The organism is Pseudomonas sp. F-14 TE3623, from assembly GCF_053629015.1.
On sequence record NZ_JBRJHM010000001.1, the window covers coordinates 2,020,429 to 2,033,266 of the forward strand.

General features: G+C 57.4%; 17 protein-coding genes. 12 read left to right on the forward strand and 5 right to left on the reverse strand.

What is annotated here, in order from left to right; translation table 11 throughout:
- The first annotated feature begins 11 nt into the window (after positions 1-11).
- The 7 genes from AB7M29_RS09090 to recX all read left to right on the forward strand — a co-directional run bounded on the left by AB7M29_RS09090 (position 12) and on the right by recX (position 4,478).
- Positions 12-752 (forward strand): gp53-like domain-containing protein, encoded by a 741-nt coding sequence (locus tag AB7M29_RS09090; protein ID WP_454246729.1) that lies wholly within the window; start codon positions 12-14, stop codon positions 750-752.
- A gap of 2 nt (positions 753-754) precedes the next feature.
- Positions 755-1,186, forward strand: a complete 432-nt coding sequence (locus tag AB7M29_RS09095; RefSeq protein WP_217856716.1) for a phage tail assembly chaperone — start codon at positions 755-757, stop codon at positions 1,184-1,186.
- Between the two features lie 35 nt (positions 1,187-1,221).
- Complete coding sequence (locus tag AB7M29_RS09100; RefSeq protein WP_454246730.1) at positions 1,222-1,785, forward strand: glycoside hydrolase family 19 protein; 564 nt, start codon at positions 1,222-1,224, stop codon at positions 1,783-1,785.
- The gene (locus AB7M29_RS09105) at positions 1,767-2,285 is read left to right on the forward strand and encodes a lysis protein (RefSeq protein ID WP_454246731.1); all 519 of its coding nucleotides are present in this window, start codon (positions 1,767-1,769) and stop codon (positions 2,283-2,285) included. Before AB7M29_RS09100 ends, AB7M29_RS09105 begins: the two co-directional genes overlap by 19 nt.
- Before the next feature lie 80 nt (positions 2,286-2,365).
- A complete protein-coding gene (locus AB7M29_RS09110) occupies positions 2,366-2,866 on the forward strand; it encodes a CinA family protein (protein ID WP_454246732.1) in 501 nt (166 codons plus the stop codon).
- 83 nt (positions 2,867-2,949) lie between these two features.
- Complete coding sequence (gene recA / locus AB7M29_RS09115; protein ID WP_007907270.1) at positions 2,950-4,002, forward strand: recombinase RecA; 1,053 nt, start codon at positions 2,950-2,952, stop codon at positions 4,000-4,002.
- A gap of 8 nt (positions 4,003-4,010) precedes the next feature.
- Entirely contained in the window at positions 4,011-4,478 is a 468-nt protein-coding gene (gene recX / locus AB7M29_RS09120) for a recombination regulator RecX (RefSeq protein ID WP_048393833.1), read from the forward strand.
- Positions 4,479-4,519: 41 nt separating this feature from the next.
- Here the strand turns inward: recX and AB7M29_RS09125 are convergent, their stop codons facing one another.
- Entirely contained in the window at positions 4,520-5,638 is a 1,119-nt protein-coding gene (locus AB7M29_RS09125; RefSeq protein ID WP_123360605.1) for an LOG family protein, read from the reverse strand.
- 489 nt (positions 5,639-6,127) lie between these two features.
- On the opposite strand from AB7M29_RS09125, the gene AB7M29_RS09130 reads away from it, so the two are divergent.
- Entirely contained in the window at positions 6,128-6,322 is a 195-nt protein-coding gene (locus AB7M29_RS09130) for a hypothetical protein (protein WP_007907277.1), read from the forward strand.
- Here AB7M29_RS09130 and AB7M29_RS09135 read toward each other — a convergent pair whose 3' ends face one another.
- On the reverse strand, positions 6,323-6,748 hold the full coding sequence (locus tag AB7M29_RS09135; RefSeq protein ID WP_048393838.1) for a PA3611 family quorum-sensing-regulated virulence factor: 426 nt from the start codon (positions 6,746-6,748) through the stop codon (positions 6,323-6,325). It lies immediately after the preceding gene.
- Between the two features lie 189 nt (positions 6,749-6,937).
- Between AB7M29_RS09135 and AB7M29_RS09140 the strand changes: the two genes are divergently transcribed.
- The 3 genes from AB7M29_RS09140 (at position 6,938) to AB7M29_RS09150 (ending at position 9,012) form a co-directional block, all read left to right on the forward strand.
- Entirely contained in the window at positions 6,938-7,681 is a 744-nt protein-coding gene (locus AB7M29_RS09140; protein ID WP_217856712.1) for a tRNA-uridine aminocarboxypropyltransferase, read from the forward strand.
- A gap of 242 nt (positions 7,682-7,923) precedes the next feature.
- On the forward strand, positions 7,924-8,574 hold the full coding sequence (erdR, locus tag AB7M29_RS09145; RefSeq protein WP_007907284.1) for a response regulator transcription factor ErdR: 651 nt from the start codon (positions 7,924-7,926) through the stop codon (positions 8,572-8,574).
- Positions 8,575-8,649: 75 nt separating this feature from the next.
- Positions 8,650-9,012 carry a diacylglycerol kinase gene (locus AB7M29_RS09150; protein WP_008010143.1) on the forward strand — a complete coding sequence of 121 codons (363 nt, stop codon included), beginning with the start codon at positions 8,650-8,652 and terminating at the stop codon, positions 9,010-9,012.
- Here AB7M29_RS09150 and AB7M29_RS09155 read toward each other — a convergent pair.
- Complete coding sequence (locus tag AB7M29_RS09155; protein WP_007907288.1) at positions 9,009-9,935, reverse strand: LysR family transcriptional regulator; 927 nt, start codon at positions 9,933-9,935, stop codon at positions 9,009-9,011. The genes AB7M29_RS09150 and AB7M29_RS09155 overlap by 4 nt on opposite strands.
- 121 nt (positions 9,936-10,056) lie before the next feature.
- On the opposite strand from AB7M29_RS09155, the gene fpr reads away from it, so the two are divergent.
- Entirely contained in the window at positions 10,057-10,836 is a 780-nt protein-coding gene (fpr, locus tag AB7M29_RS09160; RefSeq protein ID WP_003443014.1) for a ferredoxin-NADP reductase, read from the forward strand.
- A 179-nt stretch (positions 10,837-11,015) separates the two neighbouring features.
- Here fpr and tsaA read toward each other — a convergent pair whose 3' ends face one another.
- Both tsaA and AB7M29_RS09170 read right to left on the reverse strand, forming a co-directional pair.
- Positions 11,016-11,717 carry a tRNA (N6-threonylcarbamoyladenosine(37)-N6)-methyltransferase TrmO gene (gene tsaA, locus AB7M29_RS09165; RefSeq protein ID WP_217856711.1) on the reverse strand — a complete coding sequence of 234 codons (702 nt, stop codon included), beginning with the start codon at positions 11,715-11,717 and terminating at the stop codon, positions 11,016-11,018.
- Positions 11,718-11,902: 185 nt separating this feature from the next.
- Positions 11,903-12,673: an SDR family oxidoreductase gene (locus AB7M29_RS09170; protein ID WP_448723155.1), complete on the reverse strand. Its 771-nt coding sequence runs from the start codon at positions 12,671-12,673 to the stop codon at positions 11,903-11,905.
- Between the last annotated feature and the right edge of the window lie 165 nt (positions 12,674-12,838).

Sequence of the window (12,838 nt, forward strand, 5' to 3'; positions counted from 1 at the left end):
GAGAGGTTGACATGGATTATCCGAGAAGTGTGCCCAGTGCTGGTTTGGTAAGTGGGAAATTTGTGGATGAAAATCCGCTGACCGGTGTGCCGGGATCGTTGATTCCAGCAAGTTGGGGGAATGGCGTTACGCAGGAGATTCTCGGGGTTATTGAAAGTGTCGGGGAGATTCCCGATGAGAATGATAACGCTCAGTTGAAAACCGCGATTACCAGTCTGATCGCAAAAAAGCAGACTGAAAGCCTGGCGGGTCAAGAGGACGCAGAGGCAGGCACCAATATCGCTAAGCTGATGACCCCGCTGCGTGTTTTTCAGGCTATTGCAAAGAAAGTGGTTCAGGCGACGGAAGCAGTTGTGGGCATTGCAAAAATAGCCTCACAGGCCGAGGTCAATGCTGGAGTAAGCGATGCGTCCATTGTGACACCCAAAAAACTGAGACTTGGATTTTTGGTGAGGCTTGGCGCCTCTGGGTATATCGTTTTTCCTTCCTGGATGGGTGGCCTCATCATTCAGTGGATCACCGGTTCTGCAAGTCAGGCCGCCAATGGTGGTTATGGTGATCTCAATTTATGGCCGTTGGCGTTTCCCAATGCACTGTTTCTCGCTGTTGCAACTCATGAAGGTACGGCCTCCGGAACTTTTTTGACATGGACTAATAATCTGTCAGTGAGTCGACTTGTGGGGATTAATGTGCGTTGTCCGGATTGGCCTACAAACTCAATCGCCGCTAGGGTTATCGGAATAGGGTATTGAATATGTATTATTTTTCCCCTGCTACTTCAGGTTTTTATCATTCAGGGTTACATGGGGCAGATATACCCTCTGATGCGTTCGAAGTTAGCGAAGAGGAGTATGGCTCGCTGGTAATCGATGCACCTGAAGGCACAGTGCTCTCCTTGAACAGTGATGGGCACCCGGAGCGGATTTTACTGGCTGTGCAATCCAGTTCAGACATTGAAAGGGCTTGGCGAAGCAAGGCGCTGGAAATGACTCAGTGGCTTATCGTTCGTGATAGTGAAGAGTTGGAAATGGGTGAAGGCACAACATTGACCGCCGTGCAGTTCAAGGAGTTGCTTGCTTACAGGCAGCAACTCCGGGATTGGCCATTGGCGCCGAATTTTCCTGGAATCGAATATCGCCCTGTCAAACCCGGCTGGCTTGAAGACAGCCTTCGAAAAAACAATTAAGCCTCCTTTTAACGCAAGAGAGTGGATAGATTGAAATGTCTGTCACGAACGAAGAAGTTCTAAGCATCATGCCAAACGCCCGCTCCCAAGCGGGCGTTTTCATTTCCGCCCTGAACACCGCCATGTCTCACCGCAACATCAACACCCCCAAACGCATCGCCGCCTTCCTCGCGCAAGTCGGTCACGAATCGGGGCAGTTGCAGTACGTACGTGAACTGGGCAGCACTCAATACCTGAGCAAATACGACACCGGCACCCAGGCCGCGCGCTTGGGCAACACTCCAGAACCCGACGGTGACGGTCAAAAATACCGTGGCCGAGGCCTGATCCAGATCACCGGCCGCAACAATTACCGTCAATGCAGCCTCGGCCTGTTTGGCGATGAGCGTCTGCTGTCTCTGCCTGAACTGTTGGAGCAGCCTCAGTGGGCGGCCGAATCAGCAGCATGGTTCTGGGAGCAGAACGGCTTGAATGAACTGGCCGACCGCGATCAGTTCAACAGCATCACTCGCCGGATTAATGGGGGGCTTAACGGGTTGCAAGATCGTCTGGAGCTCTGGGTGCGGGCGAGGGCGGTGTTATGCCAGCCTTCGGTCTGATCGGTTGGCGACTGATTGGTCTGCTGGTGTTGGCCGGTTGTTCGGCGGCATTGGCCTGGCAGTTTCAGGATTGGCGCTACGGCCGGCAACTGGCGGAGCAGGCCAGGCTGCACGCCGAGACCCTTAATCAACTGACACTAACGGCGGCCACCGAGCAACAGGCTGAACAGAACAAACGTCTGGCCTTGGAACAACGGCTGTCGGCCAGTGAACAAACCCATTATCGAGCGCTTAGCGATGCCGAACGTGATCAAGGTCGCCTGCGCGATCGTCTTGCCACTTCTGATGTGCGCTTGTCAGTCCTCCTCGATGCCCATGACGCTACCGCAACCTGTGCAGTGCCAGCCACCTCCGGCACCCGCGGCGTGGATCATGGCGCCTCGCGAGCCCGACTTGACCCGGCGCATGCTCAACGAATTATCGCCATCACCGACGCAGGCGATAGCGGACTGATTGCCCTGCAGGCGTGTCAGGCCTATGTCAGAGCCCTCGTTCGCTAACATTTTGATCGATCCTGAACCTTGCAAGCGTGATCGGCTCGTGTACGGTAGGCCTCATTCCGCTCGATCAGGAGAGAGTCGTGAAAGATATCACTCAGCTGGCCGCTGAACTTGGCAGACGCTTGCAGGTTCTCAATGCCCATGTCACCACCGCCGAATCCTGTACCGGTGGCGGGATTGCCGAGGCGATCACCCGCATTCCGGGGAGTTCAGCCTGGTTCGAGGCCGGTTATGTCACGTACTCCAACCGCCAGAAAACCCAGCAACTGGATGTCCCGGCCGAGTTGTTTCCAACCGTCGGGGCGGTCAGTCGCGAGGTAGTCGAGGCCATGGTCCGCGGCGCGCAGGAAAAAAGCCGGGCGCGTTTTTCCGTGGCGGTCAGCGGTGTGGCAGGGCCGGATGGCGGTTCGCCGAGCAAGCCCGTGGGCACGGTGTGGCTGGCCTGGGGTGTCGGTGAGCAGGTGTTCAGCGAGGTGCAGTACTTTCCCGGTAACCGTGACGAGGTCCGCCGACAAACGGTGAAGGCCGCGCTAGAGGGGCTGTTGCGGTATACCTCTGGAGAAATCTCAAATCAGGGGTAGGCGATCCTGAAACGCTGTGGAATAATACTGGCTACTTATACAGGTGTTGGCCGTCAGGCCTTATTGATTACGTGAGGACTTTAATGGACGACAACAAGAAGAAAGCCTTGGCTGCGGCCCTGGGTCAGATCGAACGTCAATTCGGCAAGGGTGCCGTAATGCGTATGGGCGATCAGGACCGTCAGGCGATCCCGGCTATTTCCACTGGCTCTCTGGGTCTGGACATCGCGCTCGGCATTGGCGGTCTGCCAAAAGGCCGTATCGTTGAGATCTACGGTCCTGAATCCTCCGGTAAAACCACCCTGACACTGTCGGTGATCGCCCAGGCTCAAAAAGCCGGCGCGACCTGCGCATTCGTCGATGCCGAACACGCCCTCGACCCTGAGTACGCCGGCAAACTGGGCGTCAACGTCGACGACCTGCTGGTTTCCCAGCCGGATACCGGCGAACAGGCCTTGGAAATCACCGACATGCTGGTGCGTTCCAACGCGGTAGACGTGATCATCGTCGACTCCGTGGCCGCTCTGGTGCCAAAGGCTGAAATCGAAGGCGAAATGGGCGACATGCACGTGGGCCTGCAAGCCCGTCTGATGTCCCAGGCGCTGCGTAAAATCACCGGTAACATCAAGAACGCCAACTGCCTGGTGATCTTCATCAACCAGATCCGTATGAAAATCGGCGTGATGTTCGGCAGCCCGGAAACCACTACTGGTGGTAACGCGCTGAAGTTCTACGCATCGGTTCGTCTGGACATCCGTCGTACTGGCGCGGTGAAAGAAGGTGATGAAGTCGTCGGTAGCGAAACCCGCGTCAAAGTCGTGAAGAACAAGGTGGCTTCGCCGTTCCGTCAGGCCGAGTTCCAGATTCTTTACGGCAAGGGCATCTACCTCAACGGTGAGATGATCGACCTGGGTGTTCTGCACGGTTTCGTCGAGAAATCCGGTGCATGGTATGCCTACGAAGGCACCAAGATCGGTCAGGGCAAGGCCAACTCGGCCAAGTTCCTGGCGGACAACCCGGAGATCGCCGCGAAACTTGAGAAGCAACTGCGCGACAAGCTGTTGACTCCAGCGCCGGACGTCAAAGCATCGCCAGTCAAAGAGACGGCTGATGACCTGGCTGACGCTGATATCTGATTGATCCGATGACCGCCGTACTCGATACACTCGTCGCGGTGCGGCGAACCGCAATGGACCTGCTCGCGCGACGCGAGCACGGTCGAGTCGAGCTGACGCGTAAACTGCGTCAGCGCGGCGCCCTCCCGGAAATGATCGACACAGCACTCGACCGCTTGACGGAAGAGGGCCTGTTGTCCGAGTCCCGTTACCTCGAGAGCTTTGTTTCCTACCGTGCCCGTTCCGGTTATGGCCCTTTGCGAATTCGTGAAGAGTTGAGCCAGCGCGGTCTGCAACGTACTGACATCGAACTCGCTTTGCGCGAGAGCGGTATCAACTGGCAGGAACAACTGGAAGACACCTGGAGGCGCAAATTTGCTGGGCACTTACCGATAGACGCCCGGGAACGTGCCAAACAGGGCAGGTTCCTGAGTTATCGGGGATATTCCATGGAAATGATCAGCCGCTTGTTCAGCGGCCGAGGGATGGACGATTGAATGAACGGCTCGCTATTTCGATAGCGGGCCGTTTTTTTGCCTCACGTTACCTTGGACGGTTCCCGTGTGCGTTGTTGCGCCTGGGGTTTGGACTGGGCCCAGTTTTCCGGCAGGTTGATGTAATCCACCAACTCCCGCAGACGACCATGATCACGGGCGTTGAAGGTGAAGGAAAGTCGCGCCAGATGGCTGAACTGCGGTTCGTCGTGCTCCTCACCGCTGTAGGCGTGTTGATGGAAGTGATCGCTCAGGCACAGGTCGGCGAATGCCTCCTGCATGTGTTCAAGCGCCCGGTCGCTGAGTTTGTGGTTCATGCGAATCACGAACTGATGCTTGAGCCAGCGGCTGGAGTGGAAGTTGCTGTAGAACTGATTGATCTGCTCCACTGCCTCTTCGGCACTGTAGACCAGACTCAACAGCTTCATGTCGGTTGGCAGGATGTAGCGATTTTCCTCCAGTTGATGATGAATGAAGTCCAGCGCGCCTTGCCAGAACTTGCCGCCCGGCGCATCCAGTAGCACCACGGGCACCAATGGGCTTTTGCCAGTCTGAATCAGGGTCAGCACTTCCAGCGCTTCATCCAGCGTACCGAAACCGCCCGGGCACAGGACCAGCGCATCGGCTTCCTTGACGAAGAACAGCTTGCGGGTAAAGAAAAAGTGGAAGGGCAGTAGATTCCCGGTGCCATTGACCGTGGGATTGGCATGCTGCTCGAAGGGCAGGGTGATGTTGAATCCCAAGCTATGTTCCAGGCCGGCACCTTCATGGGCCGCCGCCATGATGCCGCCACCGGCACCGGTGATGACCATCATGTCCGAGCGCGCCAGAGCGGCGCCAAGCTCTCGGGCCAAACCATACAGTGGGTGTTCTATCGGCGTGCGGGCCGAGCCGAAAACGGTGACTTTGCGTCGTCCCTTGAACTGCTCCATCACACGGAAGGCATGCTCGAGTTCGCGCAAGGCTTGCAGGGTGATCTTGGCATTCCAGCGGTTGTGATCTTCCTGGGCCATGCGCAGCACAGTCAGGATCATGTCGCGGTAAATCGGGATGTTGGGGCTGTTGGGTGAAACCAGGTTGAGTTGTTCTTCGACCTTGCTGGTGAGGTCGTGGCCGCTTTCTTGAAAATGACGGCTCAGGAGGTCATTCGGTTGGTAAGGCATTCAACTTCTCCTTCTGCACAGAACCCTTGGCCCGACAAAACAATCGTCGGCGCCGCGACACCCCTTGTGTCGCTGTCTGCCCAAGCCCTTGCCTGGGCGCTCCATCTGACTCGGTTGCAATCGAGCCATCCATACGGGCTCTGCTTATCCCTTGAATGAAAGAAACGTTCGCACAATAAGGCACGCAATGGGCAGCCCCTTTTCTGCCCGGAAAAAAATCAACGTGAACACTTTGAATTTAGACCCTCGCAACGATTTTTGCTGCTTGATCATTGCGCCGCAAAGTCTTTCCTGGCAACCGCTTATTGACGATTTGCAAGGTGCTTTCACCGCTCGTCTGAACGCAAGCCGTATGTCCTGCGCTCTGATTTACTAAGTTACAGGCGTGACACGACAACTTTGCGTCAATGGCAGGACGCAACGTTTTAGCAATTCAGGGATTTATCGCGTGATCAACGACGATCACTGCGTGCAGGGAGGCGGTAAACCATGCCCAGAGTCACTCTGGAAATCGATGCGCAACTGTATCGATTGCTGAAATTATCAGCCGAGACTAATCATTTGAGTCTTGAAGAGGAGTGCTGCCGGCGTCTGGAGGGCGGGGAGCGACGTTCGCGCTACTTGCAGGCGCTGTTGGCAGAACTGCGCGCCGAGGATGAACAGCGGCGCGCCAATTCTCGTTGATTACTTTTTCTTGGCCGGTGTGGCTTTCGGGCAATCCGATTCCTGGAAGCTTGCGGAGCCGACCGGGCGGTTGGATTTCACTTCGGTGAAGTCGTAACGCATGATCGCGCCCTTGGCCATCAGTTTGCGGAACCCCTCGTTTCTGCAGACGGAGGCGCCAAGCTGGAAGTACACGGCTTTCGGATCGGCGCGCATCTTGTCGGCGTGGCTGCTCTGAACACTCAGATGGTTGATCAGCTGATTGCCTTCGACGGTATAACCCTGATCCTGAATGTCTTCGTTGATCGCCCGTGGCGTGCCGACACTGCTTTGTACGGCGACGTTTCGCAGCTCTCTGTTCAGATTCTGCTCACTCAAGGACGCAGCCTGAGCACTGAAGGACGACGCCAGCAAAACGGCAGCGGTGGGAACGATAAGGCGCAGCATGAAACTCTCCTGGTTCAGTGACTGGTGGTTCGACCAGCCACGTGACTGTGCGTTCAGTGGCGGCGAATTATAGGGGAGCGCGCCTGGACGGTACAGGCTTGCGCCGGCCGCTCTGGTAAACTGCTGGCCTTTATTGCCTTGCCGAGTGCCGTTTGTGTCGAGTTTTCCTGTCTACCGGTGTTGCCTACGATGAACCACGCCCCCAACGCCGTAGCCCTCTTGCGTGATCAGCGAGAGGAAGAGGGCATCAAGCCGATTCAGGCCCGTGGCTGGCGAGCAACCCGTTGCCGTGCCTGCCGTGTGATTGAGAGCCACTGCCTATGCGCCTGGCGCCCGCAGGTCGACACCCGTAGCGGCGTGTGCCTGATCATGACCAATAAAGAAGTGTTCAAACCAAGCAACACCGGTTGGCTGATTGCCGATGTGGTGCGCGACAACCATGCGTTCATCTGGTCGCGCACGGAAGTTGATGAACAACTGCTGGCGCTGTTAGCCGACCCGCAATGGCAGCCGTACCTGGTGTTTCCGGGTGAATACGTCGAGCCCGAGCGAGTGACCCACAGCGTCGAGATCGACGGCACCAAGCGCCCACTGTTTATCCTGCTGGACGCCACCTGGACCGAAGCCCGGAAGATTTTCCGGAAAAGCCCCTATTTTGATGCGTTCCCGATTCTGAGCCTGCTTCCTGAGAAGCTTTCACGGTACCGATTGCGCAGGTCCACTCGCAGCGAGCACCTGTGCACGGCCGAAGTGGCGGCGCTGTGCCTCGATCTTGCCGGTGATACAGACGCTGCCTCTGCGCTGGACGCTTATTTTGATGTGTTCAGCCAGCATTATCTGGACGCTAAACATCAGCTGGATATGAATGTTGCAACACCGGCCCACGCCGAGCTGATGCCCTTTGTGCAGCACGCGGCGCCCGTCATCTGCTGAACATCGCCCATACTGCAAAGAACCAGGCCGCGCTAGCGGGGGGCACGCAACTTGACCACCCCGGCTTCGCTGGGCATGCTTGGCGCCGATTAGGGCGCGGCCAAGGTTTGAAACGCTGCTTTTTTTACGTAATTGGCGTTGAACGTGCCCTGTTGGTGCTGCTGCGTGGCTGCACCTCGAGTTGTTTTGGCGAGGCCTGAAATGCATCAGGCGTCCCCATAAAAAACAGGATCATTTGAAAAATGGCCACATACGAAATCCTGATTGCCGATGACCATCCTCTTTTTCGTAGCGCCCTGCATCAAGCGTTGACCCTGGGCCTGGGGCCGGATGTCCGCCTGGTGGAAGTGGCGAGCATTGCCGAGCTGGAAACCCGTCTGGACGAAAAGGCCGACTGGGATCTGGTATTGCTGGACCTGAACATGCCGGGGGCTTACGGTTTTTCGGGGTTGGTGCTGTTGCGTGGGCAGTACCCGCAGATTCCGGTGGTGATGGTGTCGGCTCAGGAAGAAGCGTCGATCATGGTGAAATCCCGTGAATTCGGCGCCAGCGGTTTCATTCCCAAGTCCAGTGATTTGAGCGTCATTCAGAAAGCCGTACGCGCGGTGCTGGATGGCGATGTTTTCTGGCCGCCCCAGGCCTTTGAAGCGGTCAGCGTTTCCGCCGAAGCCAAGGCTGCCAGCGAAGGCCTTGCCAGCCTGACACCCCAGCAGTTCCGGGTGTTGACCATGGTCTGTGAAGGTTTGCTGAACAAGCAGATTGCTTACGAGTTGAGCGTTTCCGAAGCGACGATCAAGGCCCACGTCACGGCCATTTTCCGTAAGCTGAATGTGCGGACCCGGACTCAGGCAGCGCTGCTCTTGCAACAACTTGAGTCAATTTCGAGCAACTAAGGAGCTACGTGTTCACGCTTTTTTGACTTTGCTTCATCTAGCTTTCCCACTCCTTTTTGGTCAGTTGCCTACTTTATGTCACCTTTCAAAGGCCAGACCGGCCTCAAACGCATCCTCAACGCCTCTGGTTACTCTCTGGACGGCCTGCGCGCGGCCTTCACCGGTGAAGCGGCCTTCCGGCAACTGGTGTTGCTCAACGTTATCCTGATTCCGCTGTCGTTCTTCCTGAACGTCAGTCGTGTCGAGCAGGCGCTGCTGATTGCGGTCTGCCTGTTGGCCTTGATCGTCGAGTTGCTCAATTCGGCGGTGGAGGCGGCCATCGACCGCATTTCCCTTGAGTTGCATCCACTGTCCAAGAACGCCAAAGACATGGGCAGCGCCGCTCAATTCGTGGCGTTGAGCATGATCGCGCTGGTGTGGGCGGTGATTCTGCTTTAAGCGATGGTGGGCAGAACGATCTCGTCGCTGCGCTGAACCCCGGCGGTGAACGCGCGGCACAGTTCGAGGAATTCGCGCATCGCCGATGTCTGATATTTCTGCTTGTGCCAGATGAAATAGAACTGCCGCGCCAGATCCAGATCCGGTGTTTCCACTGGCACCAGGCTGCCGCGGCGGAACGCATCGCGCAGCGCCAGGCGCGAAATGCAGCCAATCCCCAAACCTGATTCCACCGCGCGCTTGATCGCTTCGGTGTGTTCCAGCTCCAGGCGAATGTTCAGCGCGCTGCGATGGTGTCGCATGGCCTGGTCGAACGTCAGCCGGGTGCCCGAACCTTGTTCGCGGAGAATCCACGCCTCATGACTCAGCTCCTCCATGGTCGCGATGCCGCGTTTGGCCAGCGGATGCTGAGGCGCACAGAACACCACCAGCTCATCTTCGACCCAGCTCTGTACTTCGATGTCCGGATGACTGCAATCGCCTTCGATTAGACCCAGATCAATTTCATAGTGCGCGACCTGTTGCACGATGTTGGCAGTGTTCTGCACATGTAGCTTCACCTGGCTTTCCGGATGGCGCTGCATGAAGCTGCCGATCAGCAGGGTGGCGAGGTAATTGCCGATGGTCAGGGTCGCGCCGACCGCCAGGGAGCCGAAACCGGACTTGCCGTTGAGCAAGTCTTCAATTTCCTTGGCCTGGTCGAGCAGGGCCACCGCCTGCGGCAACAGCTGTTTGCCGAGGGCGTTGAGGCTCAGCCGTTTGCCGGCGCGATCGAACAGCTGACAGCTGCACTGACGCTCTAGCTCGGTGATTGAGGTGCTCGCCGCCGATTGCGAGAGGTTGAGCGTCAATGCAGCACGGGATACGCTTTCCTGCTGGGCAACGGCGACGAATACTTGAAGTTGACGGAGAGTAAATCGCATATCGATATAACCGATAACCCTTATCTTAATAATCCAGTTAACAGATATTGTCGCTGCCATTAGAATGCGCTGCAATTGCGCACATCATCGGCGCAGGCAAATCTCCAGGAGTCCCACGTACATGAGCAACATGAACCACGAGCGTGTCCTCAGTGTTCACCACTGGAACGACACTCTGTTCAGCTTCAAGTGCACCCGCGATCCGGGCCTGCGCTTCGAGAACGGTCAGTTCGTGATGATCGGCCTGCAACAGCCCAATGGCCGCCCGCTTATGCGCGCTTACTCGATTGCCAGCCCGAACTGGGAAGAGCATCTCGAGTTCTTCAGCATCAAGGTGCCTGATGGCCCGCTGACTTCCCAGTTGCAGCATCTGAAGGAAGGCGACGAGATCATCATCAGCAAAAAGCCTACCGGCACCCTGGTGCTGGATGACTTGAAGCCTGGCAAACATTTGTACCTGCTCAGCACCGGTACCGGTCTGGCGCCATTCATGAGCGTCATCCAGGACCCGGAAACCTACGAGCGTTTCGAAAAAGTGATCCTGTGCCACGGCGTGCGTTACGTCAATGAAGTCGCTTACCGCGAGTTCATCACCGAGCACTTGCCGCAGAACGAGTTCTTCGGCGAGGCGCTGCGTGACAAGTTGATCTACTACCCGACCGTGACCCGCGAGCCATTCGAGAACGAAGGCCGCCTGACCGACCTGATGCGCAGCGGCAAGCTGTTCAGCGACATCGGTCTGCCACCGATCAACCCGCAGGACGACCGCGCCATGCTGTGCGGCAGCCCGAGCATGCTCGACGAGACCAGCGAAGTGTTGAACAGCTTCGGCCTGAAAGTTTCGCCGCGGATGCGCGAGCCGGGTGATTACCTGATCGAGCGTGCGTTCGTCGAGAAGTAAGTTTCGCTGAAAAATGTGGGAGCGGGCTTGCTCGCGAAGACGGTTTAACATTCAACGATGATGTTGACTGAGAGTCCGCTTTCGCGAGCAAGCCCGCTCCCACATTGGTTTGGCGTAGACCATAAAAAGCCCGCGTAGCCTTAAGGCTGCGCGGGCTTTTTTATGCCGGACGAAATTTCCTACGTGTTGGATACGGAAATGACTTCGAGGACGCGGATCAGGTCAGGCGTAGGGTAATGCCAGCGCACGTCCACATCCCAGAACTGCGCGCCGTATTCCCTTTCCGGTGCAGGAATCTGATACGCCGGGCGTGGGTCTTGTGCCAGGCATTGCTCGATCAGCTCGACCAAGGGCTCATCAAGCCGCTGAGCGTGGTCGTGAGCCTGTTGCAGCGCTGAGTCTGTCCACTGCACGGGAATCAACTGTGGCGGGGCGCTGGCGATGCTGTTGGACGCCGTGTCGATGATGTCCGCGTAAGGCACGTAAGGTTTGATGTCGAGAATCGGCGTGCCGTCGAGTAGGTCGATGCCGGAGATCCACAGCCGATTGGCTTCGACTTTATCCAGTTTGACCACCGATTGACCAATGCCATTGGGTCGGTGCGTCGCCCGAGTGGCGAACACGCCCATGGATTTGTTGCCGCCCAGACGTGGAGGGCGGACTTTCAGGCGTGGCTTTTCTTCCAGGGCCTGATGGAACAGGAACAACAGCCAGACATGGCTGACCTGCTCCAGCCCCTGCACCGCATCACCCTGATCGAACGGCGCCACCAGCTCCAGCACGCCTCGAGCGGCCGGGGCCAGTTGCGGTTGGCGCGGAATGGCGAACTTCTCCTTGAAACAGGAGCGCACGAAGCCGATGGGGGAAACGCTGTAGGTCATGGTTTGGGGTCGAGGCGGGGTGTGGGTGGGCATGATAACCCGAGCGGCCCTTGGGGCGGAGGTGACTGACAGATCGCCTTCGCGAGCAAGCCCGCTCCCACACTGGATTTATGCTGGCCACAAATGGTGTGGTCACAGGATATCCAGTGTGGGAGCGGGCTTGCTCGCGAAGGCCGCGCCACGGACTAAAGGCTGAACCCTCCATCCAAAGGAATAATATTCCCAGTCATATACGCCCCGGCCGTACTCGCCAGACTGATAGCCAAGGCAGCCATCTCTTCTTCCCGCCCCCAACGCTTCATCGGAATCAACGCCGTATCCTCGGCCAACGCCTGCTCATCATTCCCTATGTGCTGAGTCATCTTGCTCGGAAAACGCCCCGGCGCAATCACGTTGACGTTGATGTGCTGGCTCACCAGCTCCCGCGCCAGAATCCGCGACAGTTGATGTAGGGCGGCTTTACTCGGGCCGTAGGCATACGCCTGTTCGCCAAAGGACGAAATCCCGGCCACCGAACCAATGTTGATGATCCGCGCCGGATTCGCTTCGGAACCAGCCTTGCGCAGCAGCGGCAGAAATTGCTGAATGCAGTTGAACACCGAGGTCACGTTGAGCTGCATGACCTTTTCCCAGCCCTTGACCGGGTAACTCTCCAGCGGCGCGCCCCAGGTGGTACCGGCGTTGTTCACCAGAATATCCAGCTGACCGATCTGTTCACTCAGGTGCGCAGCCAATTGCTGGACGCCTTCTTCATGGGCCAGGTTGGCAGCTACCGCGTGACAAACCCCGAAGGCACTCAGTTCGTTGGCAGTTTGCTGGCAGGCGTCGGCATCGCGGGCACACACGTACACAGTGGCGCCAGCCTCGACATAAGCCTTGGCGATCATTTTGCCGATACCACGGGTGCCGCCGGTCACCAGAGCGGTGCGGCCTTGCAGGGAAAAGTAGGGATGCATGGCGAATCCTGAGAGCTGAGGGTCAATACACCCTAGTCGTCAGCCGCCAGAAGCGGAGCCACTATTTTTGCGAGGAATGAGGGTCTATACAGCCTTTGCCACCATCCCTGTAGGAGCACAGCTTGCTGGCGAAGGCGTTTTCAAGATCGCCTTCGCCAGCAAGCT

Coding starts and splice junctions, on each gene's coding strand:
- erdR (WP_007907284.1), top strand. CDS start 7,924: ATGGCCACATACGAAATCCTGATTGCCGATGACCATCCTCTTTTTCGT.
- recX (WP_048393833.1), top strand. CDS start 4,011: ATGACCGCCGTACTCGATACACTCGTCGCGGTGCGGCGAACCGCAATG.
- AB7M29_RS09125 (WP_123360605.1), bottom strand. CDS start 5,638: ATGCCTTACCAACCGAATGACCTCCTGAGCCGTCATTTTCAAGAAAGC.
- AB7M29_RS09130 (WP_007907277.1), top strand. CDS start 6,128: ATGCCCAGAGTCACTCTGGAAATCGATGCGCAACTGTATCGATTGCTG.
- AB7M29_RS09155 (WP_007907288.1), bottom strand. CDS start 9,935: ATGCGATTTACTCTCCGTCAACTTCAAGTATTCGTCGCCGTTGCCCAG.
- AB7M29_RS09170 (WP_448723155.1), bottom strand. CDS start 12,673: ATGCATCCCTACTTTTCCCTGCAAGGCCGCACCGCTCTGGTGACCGGC.
- AB7M29_RS09140 (WP_217856712.1), top strand. CDS start 6,938: ATGAACCACGCCCCCAACGCCGTAGCCCTCTTGCGTGATCAGCGAGAG.
- tsaA (WP_217856711.1), bottom strand. CDS start 11,717: ATGACCTACAGCGTTTCCCCCATCGGCTTCGTGCGCTCCTGTTTCAAG.
- recA (WP_007907270.1), top strand. CDS start 2,950: ATGGACGACAACAAGAAGAAAGCCTTGGCTGCGGCCCTGGGTCAGATC.
- AB7M29_RS09090 (WP_454246729.1), top strand. CDS start 12: ATGGATTATCCGAGAAGTGTGCCCAGTGCTGGTTTGGTAAGTGGGAAA.
- AB7M29_RS09105 (WP_454246731.1), top strand. CDS start 1,767: ATGCCAGCCTTCGGTCTGATCGGTTGGCGACTGATTGGTCTGCTGGTG.
- AB7M29_RS09095 (WP_217856716.1), top strand. CDS start 755: ATGTATTATTTTTCCCCTGCTACTTCAGGTTTTTATCATTCAGGGTTA.
- AB7M29_RS09100 (WP_454246730.1), top strand. CDS start 1,222: ATGTCTGTCACGAACGAAGAAGTTCTAAGCATCATGCCAAACGCCCGC.
- fpr (WP_003443014.1), top strand. CDS start 10,057: ATGAGCAACATGAACCACGAGCGTGTCCTCAGTGTTCACCACTGGAAC.
- AB7M29_RS09150 (WP_008010143.1), top strand. CDS start 8,650: ATGTCACCTTTCAAAGGCCAGACCGGCCTCAAACGCATCCTCAACGCC.
- AB7M29_RS09135 (WP_048393838.1), bottom strand. CDS start 6,748: ATGCTGCGCCTTATCGTTCCCACCGCTGCCGTTTTGCTGGCGTCGTCC.